Source organism: Candidatus Rickettsia mendelii (genome assembly GCF_057543435.1).
Map to the genome: position 1 here is coordinate 75,805 of NZ_BTGX01000023.1, position 18,640 is coordinate 94,444.

The following is an 18,640-nucleotide window of genomic DNA, read 5'->3' on the forward strand; positions in this document are numbered from 1 at the left end:
TATTAGTAAGGTGCTAAACTAATAAAAAATTTTTAAAAAGGTTAATAAAATTAAATAAAATAACCTAGCACTTTGAAAGTTGTATTTTCAAGCTATTTTATTCTTTGAGATTCTACATCTGAATCTGAAGCAGAGCCTAATATAAATTGTATCACTTCCCCTACAACTTTTATAGCAGAAAGCTTTGAAGTATCAATAATTAGAGCATCTGAAGCCGGTAATAACGGTGCAGCTTTTCTCTCTGTATCTCTTTTATCTCGCAAAATTATTTGCTGTAAAATCTCGCTAAGTATACATGGTTTTCCTTTTGCTTGCAACTGCTTATATCGCCTTTCAGCTCTTACTTCAGGATTTGCAGTTATAAAAATCTTTAAGTCGGCCTTAGGTGCAACTACTGTTCCTATATCTCTTCCTTCCATAATAATTCTTGGTATTATTTTAATTAGATTAATTAGGTATTTATTTAAATTATCTCTAACTTTACTTATTGTAGCAATTTGTGAGGCAATATCTCCTATTTGCTCATTTTCTAGATCAAGATTATCTTCAATTTTTAATCGCTTAGATAAAGCAATTACCGCATTTATGTTAGTGATATCTATTTTTTGATTAATGCAGTTAAAAGCAAGTTGTCTATAAATAATGCTTGACTGAAAATATTTAAGAGACAGTTTTTTCGCTAGCATTAAACCTATAGTACTTTTGCCTGAAGCAGCAGGACCATCAAGAGAAATTATAAAATCTTTAGAAAAATCAAAGGCTTTAATTTTTAAATTAACCATTCCTAATTATTAATTAAATTAAAATATTATAAATAAATATTATAAATAATGTAAATAAAACTTGAAATCTAGAACATTATATAATAAATTTAGGTTCTAGAAAGGGCGGTTAGCTCAGTGTGGTTAGAGCATTACGTTGACATCGTAAAGGCCGGTGGTTCAAGTCCACTACCGCTCACCATATTAATTTTAGTGCTACAAAAGCCAACATTATTGTCAAAAATTTATATACTATATCCCCATGTGTGTGTATCCTTTCAGATTAAATTGTAAGAGCTATATTTGCTTTAAAACCTCTTCTATATCTGCTGTTTAGTAAGTAATAAGCTCCTGTCTCATAAGAGAAGAAAAAATATTGCCAATATATGCTTCTCTATAATTTTATTAGTAATTTTTTCCTACCTAAATGTAGTCATATTTTTTACAAATCAGTAGTGTTTTATTGAAAAAGGCATCATTTTAAAGGTTGATAATCTGAGTTACTACCAGCTCACTATTGCAGATTTTTTAGTAAATTTATTAATGCTTAATAAAAGTTAATTCACTATCTGAAGAATATTGAGTACTAAATTCATACCCTAAATATGAGAAATTTTTAAGTAGTTCAGGAGAATCAATTAAATTATTGGCTATAACATTAACCATATTCCCACGAGCCTTTTTAGCATTTATTCCAATCGTTGATAATTTACCATTTTTATTTTCTTTAAAATGAATATTAACTAACGGATATTTAAGTTTATTTAGATTTACTACAGATGAATATTCTAAAGATGCTAGATTGAGTAAATACTTATTGTTTTGTTTAGCAAGAGTATTATTAATATAATTGGTGATTTCTTCTTGCCAAAAGCTAGTTAAATCATTTATTTCATCTAATTTTGTTGCCATATCTAATCTATATGGCTTAATAGCATCTAACGGCTTTATAACTCCATAAAGTCCTGATATAATAAGCAAATGTGATTGTAAGAAATTTAGCTCATGACTAGTTAGTTTTTCTGCATGTATATTATTAAAGACATCTCCTGCATAAGCAAAAATAGCTGCTTTACTGTCTTGATTATCAAAATCTGTAAATCTTTCTTTATTTATACGCGCAAGTTTTGCGCTTATATTCATTATTTCTGATAATTGATCTTCAGAGTAATTTTTAAGTATAGCAAGTAGCTTATTTGTTAGTTTTGGAAATAAAGGGTTTACCATGCCGTTTGAATAAATTGAAAATTCAAAATTAAGAGTTTTAGCAGAGGAAATAATAACAAGCATTTCTATTTAACCTGAGTACTTGGAATATATGAAGCAATATTACCAACATTTCTATTAATAGTATCAATTGTTTTCATAATTGAATAGTATAGATCCACTTGATTTTGTAGTTTTTTGTTAGCACAATTCATTAAAGTTATAAAAACAAATAAAATTATAAAATATCCTATTAGGATCATCTTTTTTTCTATTGCAGATGTGTTTGGTCACTACAATCTATATTATCAATTAATCGTATCTAATAATTTCTTTAACTATTTTAGGCTTTAAACAATATTCTAAAGTTTCTTCGTAACTATATTTAGATTCTTTAATATAAGATATCTTTTCATTATTTCTATAGTGCTATACTTAGACTATTCTATAATTAATTACTCTTTAAACAACTTTTTGGGCATTCTATAATAAATAGTATTATAGAACTTTTCATTGTTAGGAAATTTACGTTTTCTAATAGAAAAGTTGCCAAAATTTCTAATTTCAATACGATTCTGTTTTTTAAGAGATTCGCTTAAATAATCTAAAATTAGATCTACCGACTCCATAATATCTTCTTTGGAAAGATAATTTAGTTTCTTATGTATTTTATTTATTAAATAATTCTTAGTAACCATTATTGAAAAATTGCTTTAATTCCATTAGCACTTTTTTTAAAAAAATTAGAGGTGATACTATCAAAATCTTCAAATATCACTTCCATTAATTTAGATTTTGGTTTTAACTGATAATCTTCAACTGTCAAATTAGTATCAATTCTCTTAACTTCCTGAAGCCATTTTAATGCTGTGTCTTCTGATCCTACACTATCTACAAGCTTCAATTTCAAAGCTTGACGACCTGAATATACTCTCCCATCTGCTAGTTTTTTGACATCTTCTATAGGAAGATTACGCCTCTCAGAAACAAGTTCAAGGAAAAAATTATATGTATCCTCAATATTTTCCATAATAGCTATTCGTACTGCTTCTGTGAGTTTTTCTGTATGGTTTGGAGCAGCTTTTAATTCTCCAGATTTAAAATTATTAAATTTAATGCCTAATTTCTGAGCTAACTCCGTTATTTCAGCTGTTTGCAATATCACACCAATTGAACCTGTAATAGTCCCATTATGGCTAACAATATAGTCACCAGCAAGAGAAATTAAATAACCACCACTTGCTGCTATTGTTCCCATAACTATTACTACCGGTTTTTTTTTAGATATTTTACGCAAAATATTATATATTTTTTCTGATCCTACTACCGTACCACCAACAGAATTTACATTAACTATTAATGCTTTAATATGTGGATTATCAATTATTTTTTTTAGTTTTATGTCTCTTTTTTCATCTTCAAGAATTATTCCGTCTATTAATATTGAAGCTATATAATCTTTATTATTATTAATAGGTAAGACTTCTTTTGGAATCAAATCTTTAAAGATAACTAAAAGTAAAACCATGACTAAAAAAATAGCAATAAGCTTCCAAATTATTAGTTGAGATTTTGTTTGCTTTCTTTCAATTAAATAATCAGATGGTATATTCATAAATCTAAATATTTTAATTTGAACCGTTTTTTGATCTATCAGTGCTTTTCATCATCTCAAAAAACTCACCATTAGTTTTAGTATTTTCAAGTTTTTTTAGTAAAAATTCTATTGCCTCACCGCTATTCATTGGATTAATAATACGCCGTAGAACCCACATTTTATTTAATATTATTTTATCAACCAATAGCTCTTCTTTTCTAGTTCCTGATCTAGTTATATCAATTGCAGGATAAATACGCTTATCAGCAATTTTACGATCTAAAACTATTTCAGAGTTACCAGTACCTTTGAATTCTTCAAAAATTACCTCATCCATACGGGAACCAGTCTCAATTAAAGCTGTACCAATTATAGTAAGAGAACCACCACCTTCAATATTTCTTGCTGCTCCGAAAAATCTTTTTGGCCTTTGTAATGCATTAGCATCAACACCGCCTGTTAATACTTTACCGGATGATGGTACTACAGTATTATAAGCACGAGCAAGACGTGTTATCGCATCTACTAAAATCACTACATCTTTCTTATGTTCTACTAGACGTTTAGCTTTTTCAATAACCATTTCTGCGAGTTGTACATGTCTAATTGCTGGTTCATCAAAAGTTGAGCTAACAACCTCACCACGTACAGAACGCTGCATATCTGTTACTTCTTCAGGTCTTTCATCTATTAATAACACTATTAAAAATACTTCTGGATTATTAGTAGTAATAGCGTGTGCTATATTTTGTAATAATACAGTTTTACCTGTACGTGGTGGTGCTACTATTAATGCACGCTGCCCTTTACCCATAGGGGAAACTAGTTCAATAACACGTGTACTGAAGTCTTTACTATTATCTTCAAGTTCTAATCCTAATTTCTCATCAGGATATAATGGCGTTAAATTATCAAAATGAACACGATGATAAGCTTTAGAAGGATCTTCAAAATTTACCTTATTTACTTTCAGTAAAGCAAAATAACGCTCTCCAGTTTTTGGTGCTCTAATTTGGCCTTCCACTGTATCACCAGTACGCAAACCAAAGCGACGAATTTGACTAGGTGAAATATAAATGTCATCAGGACCTGCTAAATAATTTACCTCTGGCGAACGTAAAAAACCAAACCCGTCAGGTAATACCTCAAGTACTCCTTCCCCAACTATTAAACCTCCCTGCTCTACAGATTTCTTTAAAATTGCAAAAACTAATTCTTGTTTAAGTAACGAATTAACATTTTCAATTTTCAACTCCTCTGCTTGGGCTTGTAGTTCTTCGGGTAATTTACGCTTTAATTGCTTTAAATTAATAATGTTACCATTCTCTACAAAATTATTATAATTTTTATTAAATTTAAAATTATTTAGTTCTTCTGTGGATTCTTTATTAGTTGTGTTCATTATTTTATTATTAATAGATTATAATTGAAATGAGTGAGTTATCAAAACTTTAATTACCTTAAGTTTATTAGTTGCTTTCTCCAAATAAACAGGCACTTGGCAATAAAGCCTTATCCGCTATTGCTTTTAATTTGGTAGGTACTTCATTTGAGAAAGTAGCAAGTAAGCGTTCCTTTTCTTGTTCAGGGCCTCTATCCTGATAAGAATAACATTAATAATGTTCTTGTATTTCAGTTAAATCTGTAGAAATTTTTTTTAATTACTCATAAACATTATTTTTAAGTTATTATTATATCTTTTATAATTAACTGAATAGTATAATTATCTTGCCAATTATTTGTTTTTAATGTTCCTATTGCTGAAATATTTTTTGCCTTAGGGTTCAATAAGACATCCTCAAATGAAGTACCTACTGAATTAAAAGCAATAGCAGATAAGGCTTTATTACCAAATGCCTGTTTATTTGGAGAAAGCAAACATCTAATATGTTTACTTCCTACAACATCTGCTTTTAATACAAATAAATTATCAAATTTAAATATTGGTTCATGATTACCTTGTCCAAAAGGTTCTAAAGCACTTAATTCTTCCATTAAAGGTAAATTCACGCTATTTGCTGTTAGATCAAAATCATATTCTGTATGCTTATAATTTTTTAGTTTTTTTATACTAATTTTAAAAGCATTATTTAAAAACTGTTGTAATTCTTGTAATTTTTCAGCAGTTACAGTAAAACCTGCTGCCATAGGATGACCACCACCAGCTATTAGTAAATTTTTACTTTTAGCATTAATAATTTCAGCACCAAAATCAATACCAGAAATAGATCGACATGATGCTTTACCAATTCCGTTACTTAGAGCTATAACTGCTACTGGTTTATCAAATTTTTCTTTTAGTCTTCCTGCAACAATCCCTATAACCCCAGGATGCCATCCTTCTTTAACAATAAATAATAAGCTATAATCTTGTTGCGTCATAGCAATTTCTATTGCTTCTTCTATCATTAATAGCTCAAGTACTTTACGCTCATTATTATGTTTTTCAAGTTCTTCAGCTAGTTTTTTTGCATGGATAGAGCAGTTGGTAGACAATAAATTCGCACCTAAACTTGACTTCCCTACTCTACCGCCTGCATTGATACGTGGACCTAAAACAAAACCTAAATGATAACATTTGGGTGCTTCATCAAGTCCTACTATGTCATATAATGCTTTAATACCAATATTTTGCCTTTGTTGCATTACTCTTAAGCCGCTAGCTACAAACGCACGATTTAGTCCTATTAATTTTACCATATCACAAACAGTGCCAAGAGCTACTAAATCTAGATATTTCATTAGGTTAGGCTGAAGATTTTTTGCAAAATAATTTTGCTTTTTTAAACTTAATAATACGGCAGTGGCAAATAAAAAAGCGACCCCTACTGCTGCTAGATATTTATACTCACTCTTTTCATCAATGCGATTTGGGTTTACTATAGCTACTGCATCGGTTAATACATCTGTAGCTATATGATGATCGATAACTATAACATCAAGCTGGAGAGCTTTTGCATATGTTAAAGCTTCATGTGCCATAGCACCGCAATCAACTGTGATCAACAACTTACTGCCATTGTCTTTAATTTTTTGTATTGCAAAAGTGGTAGGACCGTACCCTTCAGCTATACGATCTGGAATATAAATATCACATATTATATTCAAATCTCTAAAGATATTTTTAAGTAAAGCAGCTGAAGTGGCACCATCTACATCATAATCAGCAAATATACATATTTTTTGTTTATTTAAAATAGTCTTAACAGTTCTATCTACTGCGGCTTTCATATCAAGTAAATGAAAAGGATCAGGTAGTAAATTTTTGATTTTCGGTACCAGAAAATTTTCTACTTCTTCTAGATTATTTATTCTTGATGCTATTATTCTAGCAAGCAAATCACTAATTTTAAAATTTCGACATAATTCTGTAACTATATCTTCATTAATCAGCTTTTGCTTCCATATTTTACCATTTATTGATATTCTTTGTTCCATTATTATTTTGTTACATTCTTGAAAGTTTCTTAGCTTCGTCATCTGCAATTAAAGCTTCAACAAATTCATCTAATTGTCCATCTTTAACTACTTCATCTATTTTATAAAGTGTCATGTTTATACGATGGTCTGATACCCGTCCTTGCGGGAAATTATAAGTACGAATACGCTCGGAACGATCTCCTGAACCTACCTGTCCACGTCTACTATCAGCTCTTTCTTGTTCTTTTTTTCGATGTTTTTCTTCATATATTCTAGCACGTAAAATCTTTAATGCTTTAGCTTTATTTTTATGTTGTGATTTCTCATCTTGTAATGCAACGGTAATACCTGTTGGTATGTGAGTTATTCGTACAGCAGAATCGGTAGTATTAACATGTTGTCCACCTGCACCAGATGCTCTATAAGTATCAATTCTTAAATCTTTTTCTTCAATCTTAATGTCAACATCCTCTACTTCAGGAAGTACTGCAACAGTAGCAGCAGAAGTATGGATACGTCCATTTGATTCAGTTTCTGGTACACGTTGTACTCTATGAACTCCAGACTCAAATTTAAGCTTAGAGAATACATTTGTACCTTTTATTAATGCTGATGCCTCTTTATAACCTCCTATACCGGTATTAGAAATAGAAAGTATCTCAAAACGCCAACCTTTTAACTCAGCATATCTTTGATACATATTAAAAAGTATAGCACTAAAAAGTGCAGCTTCTTCACCACCACTTCCTGCTCTAACTTCAATAATTGCACTTTTGCTATCAGCCGCATCTTTTGGTAGCAGAGAAATTTTTACAGCTTTTTCAAGTTCAGGTAATAAATTTTCTAAGCGATGTATTTCATCATTGATCATTGCTAAAGTTGCAATATCTAATCTTATTTCGTGTTTTAAATTATTTACTTCTTCTAGCTCTATTTTAGCTTTATTATATTTTTTGATCTTTTCTACAACATCTTCAAGTTCAGCATATTCTTTAGATGCTTTGACAAATTCATCTCCGATTAGACCAGAAGACAGCTTATTACTTAGATCTTTATATTTATCTAAAATCTTTGTTAAATTATCTGATAAACTCATATTATTTGTGATTTATCTATGACGAGATTAATAATTTACACTCTTTTGTCACACCACGACTTGATCGCAGTATCTCAAGAAGTATTTTTATATTTTTGCAGATACCGTGATCAATTTACGGTATTATATCAATTTAATCACTTTTGTGATTCGCATAGGAATTATTAAAATACTACAATAACATCAAAGCAGGACTTTCTATAAACTTCTTAAATGATGCTAAAAATTCAGCCCCGATAGCACCATCCACTACTCTATGATCGGCAGAAAGAGTTACATCCATAATTGTTGCTATTGTTATCTGATCATTTTTGACTATTACACGTTTTGAACTGCTACCGACACCCATTATACAACTTTGCGGTGGATTGATTATAGCATTAAAATTTTTAATACCATACATACCAAGATTAGAAATAGTAAATCCTCCACCTTGAAATTCTTCAGGAGTCAACTTATTAGTTCTTGCTCTTTTTATCAACTCTTTCATTTTATTTGATAATTGAACAATATTTTTTTGATTAGCATTTTTAACCACTGGTGTAATTAATCCACCTTCAATTGCAACTGCTACTGAAATATCAATATTATTATAATATCTAATTGCATTTTCCTGCCAGCTTGCATTAGCATTCGGTACTTCTTGCAATGCTTTTGCGACAGCTAAAATAATAAAATCATTAACTGATATCCTTGTAGATTGATCTCCAGAAGTAGATTTACCTTCAGAAAAAGATTTATTAATGCTCTCTCTTATATCTAGTAACTTATCAACATTACACTCTATTGATAAATAGAAATGTGGTACCGTTTGTTTCGACTCAAGCAGACGTTTAGCTATAATTTTACGGATATTATTATTTGGTACTAAACAATATTCCTCAGGATTTCTATCCACTATCTTATCATTAATTATTTTTGAATTCGAAAAGTATGATAATATATCTTGTTTGATGATTCTACCGTGTGGCCCGCTACCTTTTACATCCTCAAACCTAATATTTTGAATTTTTGCAAGCCTTTTTGCTAGAGGTGAGATAAAGATCTTACCATCATTTCGATTTGGAATCTCTATTTGTTTCTCTTCACTAAGACTTTGTATAGCGGAAGCTTCAGAAAGTTTTGAGAAATCAACATCATTTTTGGCTAATGTATTACTATTCTTTTTAATAAACTCTTGAATATCTTCTTCTGATTCTCCTTCTTCACTTAATACAGCAATTAAAGAGTTTACAGCTACGTTTTTGCTGCCTTGCAAAACAATTATTTTAGTAAGTATTCCCTCATCTATTGCTTCAACTTCCATTGTTGCTTTGTCAGTTTCAATTTCAGCAATCACTTCTCCGGGATTTACTTTATCCCCTTCTTTTTTTAACCACCTTGCTATATTTCCTTCTGTCATGGTTGGAGATAAAGCAGGCATTAAAATTTTAATTGGCATAATCGGTTTAAGTTTTATATTTTATTGTTATTTCAGAAAATTAGCTTGTTATCCCATAAAATGAAAGACCAACTAAAAAATATAAAAAAATAACTTTTTGTATTTTTATATTAAAATTAAGGCCATTTACTCTGGGTTCTAGTCGTTGCTAATAATGGCCATGAGAGCAACATCAAGATAAATGACTAATGTACTTTATTATCAGGGCTGACTACCATTATCATCTGCTTGCCTTCCATTTTAGCTTTCTGATCAATTTTAGCAAGCTCCTCAAGTTTTACTTCAATACGCTCAAATAATTTTTCACCAATATCTTTATGGAGAATTTCTCTACCTTTGAACCATAAAGAAATTTTTACTTTATCTCCATCTTTTAGAAATTCTTTTATTTTTCTTAATTTAACTTCAAAATCACCTTGACTAATATTAAGCTTAAATTTCATTTCTTTAAGTACAATATTTTTTTGCTTTTTACGCACTTCGTGTGCACGCCTTTTAGCTTCATATTTAAATTTACCGAAATCTAAAATCTTACAGACCGGAGGCTCGGCATTTGGTGATACTTCAACCAAGTCAAGACTAGCTCTTTCAGCAAGTTCCATTGCTTCTCTTATATTTACAATCCCATGCATTTCACCATTTTCACCTACTAAACGAACTTTGCTAGCTCTAATTTCTTTATTCGCTTTAGGGAAATTATTTTTAACTCCAGAAATAAAACTTCTCCGTATTATTGTTTATTAAATATCACTGCACTTAACTTACTTTATTTAAAATTACAAGTAAATAAAATATTTTATCTTTCTTTATTATTATAGAAAGCTAATGAAACTCTTCAATAGCAATTAAAAAAATATTGAAACTACTAAGCAAACTCCAAATACTAATAAGCAAATTCTAGTTAATTTAGCAACTTTTTCTTGTATCTTTAAATTTTTTAGCTCTAAATCATGCTTATGAGCTTGTTCTCTTTGTGCCATATCTACTAATTTTTCTAAAATACCTGGGTAAATACTTTCATATTCGGTAATTAAATCAATTGGTGGTAATATATGTTCAAATTTTTTATTATAAAAACTATTATCAGATTCATGTACACCAAAAGTCTTAGCATAACCTTTATTTAGCCTATTATTACTTGTAAAAAAACTTTTAGTCTCTTTCATATTCATTTCTTATTTTTTGAAATGCATATAATAAATTACTTCCAACTATTTTAAAATAATCAATTAACTGCATTTCTTTTTTTTGTTGGATAGAGCTTTTTATGGCCATTATGCTTATTAGCTCTTCGTAAACTAGTCTTATAAAATTCTTTTTCATTATAATACTAAATGTATGAAATACTTAATCGAGTATTAAAGGCTTATATCTAAAATTTATAACATTATTGAATTTATTGCAACAGATTATAAAATTTTTATCATATCTTGAGATAATTTTTATTTCTTTAGTATCTTTCACCTAATGTTTTAATACAATTAAACCACTAAAATTGCTAAAGATTTTACTACTAAATGCATTATCATCAAATATAATTTGATCACTGTTATAATAGCTGTTTTCTTTATACAAATTTAATACTCTATCAAACTTTTTTAGAATCTCTTGTATCTCAGTATATCCTAGCATATAAGTTTTTGTTTACCTTACATTTATTATTACTGAAACTTGCACATACATGTTTTGCTATATCTGTGATAATCTAAATTATTATTTTACCATTTCAGGTTTTAGATGCATTTTAACGCTAATCCTGTTTAATATTAGAGACTGCGCTCAAACAATAATAAATCTTACTTTAAAGAAAATATATTTTTGTAATTATATGCCTAAAACTTAGCAAGAACTTATTATCATATTATAATTGCTTAATTTCAGCATAAGCTCTAATCTCCTCTATCCATCATTTTCTTCTATATTACCTCTAGCTATATTTGCTTAAAACTTAATTTGACGCTGAAAATTTCTTACAACTATTTCTTGCATATTTATATATCATTGACAAGTGAAATCTTTATCTAAATATTATTGCAAGCAACTAAGGTTTTGCACACATTGCTTATATGTCATCTTTGCAAAAGTAGAGATTCAGTAAAAATATTTATAGAACACTCATTTTTTTACTGGATTGCTTTGTTAAAATTTATTCTTGTAATGACTATGCATTTCAAATTCTTTTATTTCTATAAAAGAAAATAGAAATTTTTACTCCCTTAGGAAGGGCATGATATAATTTAAGCTTGTAGTATAATGCCATATTTTATAGTGATCATAATCACTGATATATTTTACTGTCAGCTCTTCATTATTTTATGGTTTATGTTGATATTTTAATGAAAATTCCTTTTTCGAATAAAATCGGTTTTGTTAATATTTGTCTAGTCTATGTTATTCCAGATTAAGCAGGAATCCATTTTTAGGTTAGTAGAACTTAGAATTTTAAAACTCAAAAATCTAATATATCTTTCTTTTTCTAGGCTCCTATCTACGTAAGAACAATATCAGATACATACAACAACGTCAATTAACCATTAATCTTAATAAAATGCTTTTCAGTGTGAGGATATCGCTCATAATATTGAACTGCACTTTCTATTTTAAAATCTCATATAGCTATAGTACTAACGTCTCTACTTATAGGTTTTACATCGAAGCTACAACTGCTAGTAATTCCCCAAATATAGTTTATCTGCAAGGATTAGAAAGAGATTGTTGCTAAATGAAATATCCTTGGTTAATCTGTTATAAGAATTTTCTTCTTTTTGTGTACTTTAATTAATTCAACATGATTTTCCATTTAAATGAGATTTAAAAAATCTGTCAATATTAAGATTGAGTTTTCTGAGATTCTATTTTTAATTTCATTTAAATTATTAATAATTTTATACTCGTTAGTTTCAAAAGGATTTTTACTAGTTTTTCTTGACAAAGTTTAATAGCATTTACTTGCACTATAATATTTATTTTTAAAAATTTTTCATTAATATTTGAAGCTAAGAGAGTCTTAAAAAGATCTTTCATTTTCTAATTCTCATCATATTTATATTATGATTTTTTATATTGATATTTTATAGTTTGAAATGAGATACTGTTTTATTACTTCAGCATAAATCTCAACTGATACCTTACAATATTTATTACTACCAATAAATAAAGCATATTTAAAAACTTTTTCAATATACAAAAGTGGTTATTAATATAAGATTATTGTCATAAGAAGAGTTTTTGCATGTATATAATTTTTTAGTAAAATTTTTGCTAAAAGGAAAACTCAATAGTGGAAAAAGAGATTATTGTTTTTGAAGGTGTTTGCAATATTATTCTTCCTAAGCAATCGATATCTTTAAAAATACCAGTTATAATATTGTTTTGATGTTTTACACTAATATTTTTATGTAGCTTATAGGCATATTTTAGCCAAGTTTCTCTAATAAAAGAAAAATTTCCATTATCCCAAATTTGATAATTTTTTTCAAAATTTTCTATTAATATTTCAAATAGATTTTGCGGTTCTATATACGGTAGATTTTCATTCACTAAACTAGTAGTAGGCTGGTCAATATTAGTAGGGTGATAAACAATATTAATACCGATACCAATAATAAGATAGTAATCATTAGCTACTTTAATGGATTCAAGAAGTATGCCAGCAATTTTCTTACCATTGACCAAAACATCATTAGGCCATTTTAATTTTATATTATGAAGTTTAAAGGATTTGATACTGTTATAAACAGCAAGAGCGGTAACAAAAGATAGTTGTGGCAGTAATTCCAGCTCTTTATTTGGCTTTATCAGGAAACTAGCATGTAAATTACCGGAAGTAGATTGCCAATTTTTACCACTTCTACCGCGCCCTTTTGTTTGAGATTTAGCAAGTATAGCATAATTAGAGTCAATTTTACCATTTATAGCAATTCTAATAGCCTCAGAGTTTGTACTATCTATTTCATCAAAAATAACTAACTTAAATTTACCGGTCTTCATTATGAGTGACTTAAAAATGGCTTTGTTACATAACTCAAAAAATAATTATACCATGCCTTGACCATGACATCTAACACATCCTGCAATCCTGCTGTTAGGTCAGAGCTGCTCTCTTATGCTTTTTTTAAAGCAATCAATGTTGCTTACAAGAAAGCAGTAATCTAGCAAAAATAGACTTGCTCTAATATAGCATAGATAAATATTCTATAGAATAAAACACAAAAAATTTATTTTTATGTAATTTTTACTAGATTCTTAGTATTGCTATAAAAGCCCATAATTAATCTCTTAAAACTGTAAATTATTACCTGTATGCACTACGTGCACGATTACTATATACACTATATTTCCTTTGTACTTTTAGCGCTTCATTTTTACTGAAGTTGAGAAATGACTGTAAATCTTCTTTAGTAAACTTAAATTTGATGACGTTTTTATCAAAAGTTTTAGTTTTATCAAATCTTGCATCTTTATTTTTATCTATAGCAAGTACATCTATAAAACTCTCTTTTATCTTATTAGGAGTTTTGGGATCATTGAGCACATGGAGTAAGGCTTTTAGTGAGTTTGTATCAGCTTTTAATGTACCATTACGACTAATTGCAGCAATAATTACATATTCTTTAAGATTCTTTTGCAGCCCTTTTTCTGTCAATGCTCCAGTTTTACAAAATGATAACAGCACTTTTGCTTTATCATCATGATTTTCTATAATTCCTTCTTGCCATTTGGAGTCAGTTTTTTCCTCTGGAGAGCTGAATATGTCCAACAACTTAATTCCAAATGTTTTATTCAAATTTTGATTATCATAAATTTCATAGACATTTAACAAGAAATTTTGATATTCAAATGTTTTATCGGTTTCTTTTCCTAGCTCATGATTATTTAAATATTCTCTAGTTTGGCAATATCCTTTCATGTGTAAATAATCTGCATATTTCTGTGCATCCTTAAAATCAAGAGTATCTATCCCTGCAGTATTTAACACTACTGTATTTAAAGCATTTTCCCGTAATTGTTCGCTAGTCTCTTTTAAAGTATCAGTATATTTAAATTTCCCTCCTACTTTTGCAAGCATTTTAAATAACACATCAGCTAAAAACTTTATAATCTCACTTGGAGTTTCAATTTTTTTTGCACTATATATGGCAATATTTGCTGCATCTTCTATACCATTACCAAAAGCCATGGCAAGAGTTCTACCTTGTTTTTTAGCTAAGTTAATCTCGTCTATATTATTATCTAATTCTTTTACCTCAAATTCTGGTTCATTATCTTTAAAATATTTTATAGGTGTATTATCTATATATCCACCATCAACATATTTCTTACCATTAATTTCTACTGGTTTAAAAACTAATGGAATAGAAGCAGAAGCACGGCAAGCTAAAGCAATTTCAACATCAGGCGTATCAAAACTATTAAAAGTAGTTAACTTACCCGTATCCTTTTGAACTGCTGTAACTACTAGATCTTTATATTGCACAGGATCATACTTTCGAAGTAATGCTATATCTCTAAAATATATTTTCCCCCTTTCTTGATATCTTTTTCTTAAATCATCAAGAGCTTTATCGTCTGTTATTTTTACAATCTCTGCTCTATCTAAAAAGTCTTTTATATTCTTTTTAATAGTATTATCTAATAAATCATATAAAGGTTTACCATCTTTATTTAGTTGTATCATACCTGCAGAAAAACCTTTCTTTCCAAGCAATGTTTGTAAATTTGTATTTTTAAAAATTTTTTCAAATTGCTTAGGAGGAGTACCAAGCGCTACAAGAGTAGCAGTAATAGCACCTGCAGAAGAACCTGCAACGGCTTTGACGTTGTCTAATATACCAGCTTCTTTTGTTGCCTCATAAACCCCTGAATAGGCTATACCTTTAGCTCCACCACCGCTAAAAGCTATATATTCTATAGGAGTTTCTTGAATTTTTTTAAAATCTTCTAAATTCATAATTTATACTTGATTAAATTATCTTCTATAAATTCCCAGTTAATCATATTGTTAATGAAAATGTCAACATAATCTAGACGTTTATTACGATAATCAATATAATAAGCATGCTCCCAAACATCACATGTAAAAAGCGGCTTTATACCGTTTGCTATAGGCGTACCAGCATTAGATGTCTTTATAATTTGTAATCTATTATCATGATATATAAGCCATGCCCAACCGCTACCAAACTGCCCTAATGCTTCTGTTTTAAATTGTTCACAAAAATTTTCAAAATTGCCAAAATCTTTATTAATTTGCTCTAATACTTTACCAGTGGGTTTATCACCACCTTTTGGTTTTATCGAATGCCAAAAAAATGTATGATTCCATATTTGTGCTGCATTATTAAAAATAGCAGGACTTGGATTTTGTGATGACCAAATTATTATTTCCTCTAAATTTTTCTTTTGTAAATCTTCTTTATTTTTTAACAAATTATTTAGATTTTGTACATAAGCACTATGATGTTTACCGTGATGATAATCAAAAGTCTCAGCAGTAAAATGTGGTTTAAAGCTGCCTTTATCATAGGGTAAATCAGGCAGAACAAAAGGATATGATGTTTGATTAGATTTGTCGCAATAAACCATATTATTTCTCCTATATTATTTTGGTTTTAACTTTTATTTAACATTATTCCTATGAAAGCTAGAATTTAGAAAAAATATATAAAACATAAGTTTTTTATTTTTCATAAAAACTTATGAAAGCTCTGTCACATTAAACCTATTTATTCTGAATTCACGCCGTTGCTGGAATAATATAAAGAGCAATACAATAACACTTAATGTCTTCTCATAATGATGTTTACTCATGCAATAATTTAAAAAAGTCAGAAGCTAAAAAAAGTGATCCAGTTACTATGATATTCGCTTTATTCTTCCCGTTTACTTTGCCTATATCTCTTATTGCTTCTTCAAGAGAAGAACTTTCAGTAAAATCAATACCGATTTTCTGACTTTCTAAACTTATTGTTTCAGCATCATAACTTAGTGGCTCAGATAAAACTTTAACACTGTAACCCTTAATTGTCAAACCTTTGAAATAAGAACAAAATTCTCCTATATTTCTATTTTTTGTCATACCGACTATTAAATATATAGGTGATTTTAAATTATCACGAGCCCAGTTGGCTAAAACTTGTGCACCGCTATTATTATGAGCTCCATCTACCCAAATTTGGATATTATCACCTATTAATTTGGAACATTTTTGTGGATCGATTTTCTCAATTCTAGCTGACCAAATAGTATTTTGTAATCCCTTAGAAATAGTTTCATTATTAATATTAAATTGTTTATTAATCAAGCTTATTAATGCAATAACACTAGCTGCATTTATTAATTGATGATCACCGAACAGCGAAGGAATAGGGAACTCATACGTAAAATTGTGCGATGAATAAATAAATCCTTTTTCTGATTTCTTAATACCAAAATCATATTCATAACAAAAATTTGGTACTTCTAGTTCCTCAGCTTTTGCAAGTAATATTTTATAAACTTCAGGTACCTGTGCACTAATAATGCAAGGTACTTTTGGCTTCATAATACCTGCTTTCTCAAATGCTATTAACGGTAATGTTTTACCTAGTATATTCATATGATCATATGAGATAGGCGTAATTAAAGTAATTAAAGGATGCTCAATTATATTTGTCGCATCTAAACGTCCGCCAAGACCTGCCTCTAAGATTAATATATCAGCTTTATGCTTAGCAAATGCTAGGAAAGCTGCTGCAGTAGTTCCTTCAAAAAAACTAGGTTCGATATTAAATTTCTCACTTGCTATCCTCACATGCTCACAAATTTGCCATAATTCATTATCTGAAATTTTTTCGCCTGCTATTACAATTCGTTCATTAAATTCTAGCAAGTGAGGAGAGGTATAACAATGCACTTTATAGTTAGCTGCTGTAAAAATACTCTTAAGCATAGCAGCACTTGAACCTTTACCATTGGTGCCGGCTATATGTATAACAGGAGGAAGCCTTAAGTAAGGATCACCTAAGGCTTTTAAAAGTGCAACAACATTTTCTAGATCACATTTAACATGACTTTTCCAAGTTGGTACCGGAAAATGCGGCATTAACATCTTGTTATTTAGCTTTTGGTTTTACTACATTAATAAGCCAAATTAATAATAATGACTTAATTACACCAGGTATTATAAAAGGCAATACACCACCATAAAATGCATCACGTGCTCCTAAAAACTTAGCAACCCACACCCATCCTAAGCTCATAACGATAATATTACCAATTAAACATAAGGTTACCTGATTCCATAACTTACTAGAGGTAAAAACTTTATCCTTTAAGTTAGTCATTACAAAAACTGCAATTAAAAAACCAATTAAATACCCGCCAGTGATTCCTGATAATACATTAAAACCACTCGAAAATTTTCCAAATACAGGTGCTCCTATAACCCCTAGAACTATATAAGCGAATACAGCTAAAGGCCCATTAACTCTGTTATAAGTAAGTCCGATAAACATAACTGCTACAGTTTGCAAGGAAATAAATACCGGTTTTATTGGTATAATTATTTGTGAGCAAATCGCAATTAAAGCTACTCCTAAAGCTATTTCGATAGCTGGTCTCTTAATTATCGGTATAGAAATTGAACTAAGTTGCATAAAATTACCTTATAATTTTTTCAGTAGATAAACTAAATAGAATTATATAATGTCACTGTCAATAGTTAAAATAATGAAAATGAAAATTTATAAAGATTTAGATGTATCAAATAAAGTATAAACATTGTTTTGCATTAAAGCTTTATGCTTCTAGTTATAAGTCTTCAGTACCAAAAATTTATAAAATTAAGAGCTGGCTTCAGAATACTTGTCCACTCATTTTACTTGGCAAAAGAGATTATGTATAAAAATTATAAGAAAAAAAGGTAATGCTCCAAATACATTAAAAATGGTTATAACTTTCTTGGGGTATTGGTATGTGTTGGTAGTTTTATGCAGTAGCGAGAAGTATTAAAGTTATAGGTAAAAAAGAGAATTTAAGATTTTTAAAGGTTACAGTAGTATGAGTATTGTTTGCTCCACATTATTATAATTCTAAGGGGCGAAAGCTGCTGATTAAAAAAAATCCTAATCTTAACTTAA

General features: G+C 29.1%; 15 protein-coding genes and 1 tRNA gene. 1 reads left to right on the top strand and 15 read right to left on the bottom strand.

The features are described 5' to 3' along the window. Positions 1-92: 92 nt before the first annotated feature. A complete protein-coding gene (cmk, locus tag AC27F4_RS03885) occupies positions 93-782 on the bottom strand; it encodes a (d)CMP kinase (RefSeq protein ID WP_487062252.1) in 690 nt (229 codons plus the stop codon). A 103-nt stretch (positions 783-885) separates the two neighbouring features. On the opposite strand from cmk, the gene AC27F4_RS03890 reads away from it, so the two are divergent. Then, positions 886-963: transfer RNA gene (locus tag AC27F4_RS03890), tRNA-Val, on the top strand. Between the two features lie 338 nt (positions 964-1,301). Here AC27F4_RS03890 and AC27F4_RS03895 read toward each other — a convergent pair. The 14 genes from AC27F4_RS03895 to AC27F4_RS03960 all read right to left on the bottom strand — a co-directional run bounded on the left by AC27F4_RS03895 (position 1,302) and on the right by AC27F4_RS03960 (position 18,157). Then, on the bottom strand, positions 1,302-2,051 hold the full coding sequence (locus AC27F4_RS03895) for a YaaA family protein (RefSeq protein WP_487062254.1): 750 nt from the start codon (positions 2,049-2,051) through the stop codon (positions 1,302-1,304). Positions 2,052-2,422: 371 nt separating this feature from the next. Beyond that, a complete protein-coding gene (locus tag AC27F4_RS03900; RefSeq protein ID WP_487062256.1) occupies positions 2,423-2,665 on the bottom strand; it encodes an HU family DNA-binding protein in 243 nt (80 codons plus the stop codon). Beyond that, positions 2,665-3,582: a signal peptide peptidase SppA gene (gene sppA, locus AC27F4_RS03905; RefSeq protein ID WP_487062258.1), complete on the bottom strand. Its 918-nt coding sequence runs from the start codon at positions 3,580-3,582 to the stop codon at positions 2,665-2,667. Before sppA ends, AC27F4_RS03900 begins: the two co-directional genes overlap by 1 nt. 13 nt (positions 3,583-3,595) lie before the next feature. Next, positions 3,596-4,966: a transcription termination factor Rho gene (gene rho, locus AC27F4_RS03910; protein ID WP_487062260.1), complete on the bottom strand. Its 1,371-nt coding sequence runs from the start codon at positions 4,964-4,966 to the stop codon at positions 3,596-3,598. Between the two features lie 278 nt (positions 4,967-5,244). Further along, on the bottom strand, positions 5,245-7,002 hold the full coding sequence (gene recJ / locus AC27F4_RS03915) for a single-stranded-DNA-specific exonuclease RecJ (protein ID WP_487062262.1): 1,758 nt from the start codon (positions 7,000-7,002) through the stop codon (positions 5,245-5,247). Positions 7,003-7,012: 10 nt separating this feature from the next. Continuing rightward, the gene (gene prfA, locus AC27F4_RS03920) at positions 7,013-8,080 is read right to left on the bottom strand and encodes a peptide chain release factor 1 (RefSeq protein ID WP_487062264.1); all 1,068 of its coding nucleotides are present in this window, start codon (positions 8,078-8,080) and stop codon (positions 7,013-7,015) included. Between the two features lie 172 nt (positions 8,081-8,252). Beyond that, a complete protein-coding gene (locus AC27F4_RS03925) occupies positions 8,253-9,521 on the bottom strand; it encodes a pyruvate dehydrogenase complex dihydrolipoamide acetyltransferase (RefSeq protein ID WP_487062266.1) in 1,269 nt (422 codons plus the stop codon). Between the two features lie 185 nt (positions 9,522-9,706). Next, positions 9,707-10,255: a translation initiation factor IF-3 gene (gene infC / locus AC27F4_RS03930; RefSeq protein WP_487062328.1), complete on the bottom strand. Its 549-nt coding sequence runs from the start codon at positions 10,253-10,255 to the stop codon at positions 9,707-9,709. Positions 10,256-10,366: 111 nt separating this feature from the next. After that, positions 10,367-10,687 (bottom strand): DUF2335 domain-containing protein, encoded by a 321-nt coding sequence (locus AC27F4_RS03935; RefSeq protein ID WP_487062268.1) that lies wholly within the window; start codon positions 10,685-10,687, stop codon positions 10,367-10,369. Between the two features lie 2,095 nt (positions 10,688-12,782). Next, positions 12,783-13,511 (bottom strand): biotin--[acetyl-CoA-carboxylase] ligase, encoded by a 729-nt coding sequence (locus tag AC27F4_RS03940; RefSeq protein ID WP_487062270.1) that lies wholly within the window; start codon positions 13,509-13,511, stop codon positions 12,783-12,785. 304 nt (positions 13,512-13,815) lie between these two features. Beyond that, a complete protein-coding gene (locus AC27F4_RS03945; protein ID WP_487062272.1) occupies positions 13,816-15,471 on the bottom strand; it encodes a patatin-like phospholipase family protein in 1,656 nt (551 codons plus the stop codon). Then, the gene (locus AC27F4_RS03950) at positions 15,468-16,106 is read right to left on the bottom strand and encodes a superoxide dismutase (protein WP_487062274.1); all 639 of its coding nucleotides are present in this window, start codon (positions 16,104-16,106) and stop codon (positions 15,468-15,470) included. The genes AC27F4_RS03945 and AC27F4_RS03950 overlap by 4 nt, the downstream gene beginning before the upstream one ends. A 217-nt stretch (positions 16,107-16,323) precedes the next feature. Continuing rightward, on the bottom strand, positions 16,324-17,610 hold the full coding sequence (locus AC27F4_RS03955; RefSeq protein WP_487062276.1) for a folylpolyglutamate synthase/dihydrofolate synthase family protein: 1,287 nt from the start codon (positions 17,608-17,610) through the stop codon (positions 16,324-16,326). A gap of 4 nt (positions 17,611-17,614) precedes the next feature. Next, entirely contained in the window at positions 17,615-18,157 is a 543-nt protein-coding gene (locus AC27F4_RS03960) for a biotin transporter BioY (RefSeq protein ID WP_487062278.1), read from the bottom strand. Positions 18,158-18,640 lie beyond the last annotated feature (483 nt).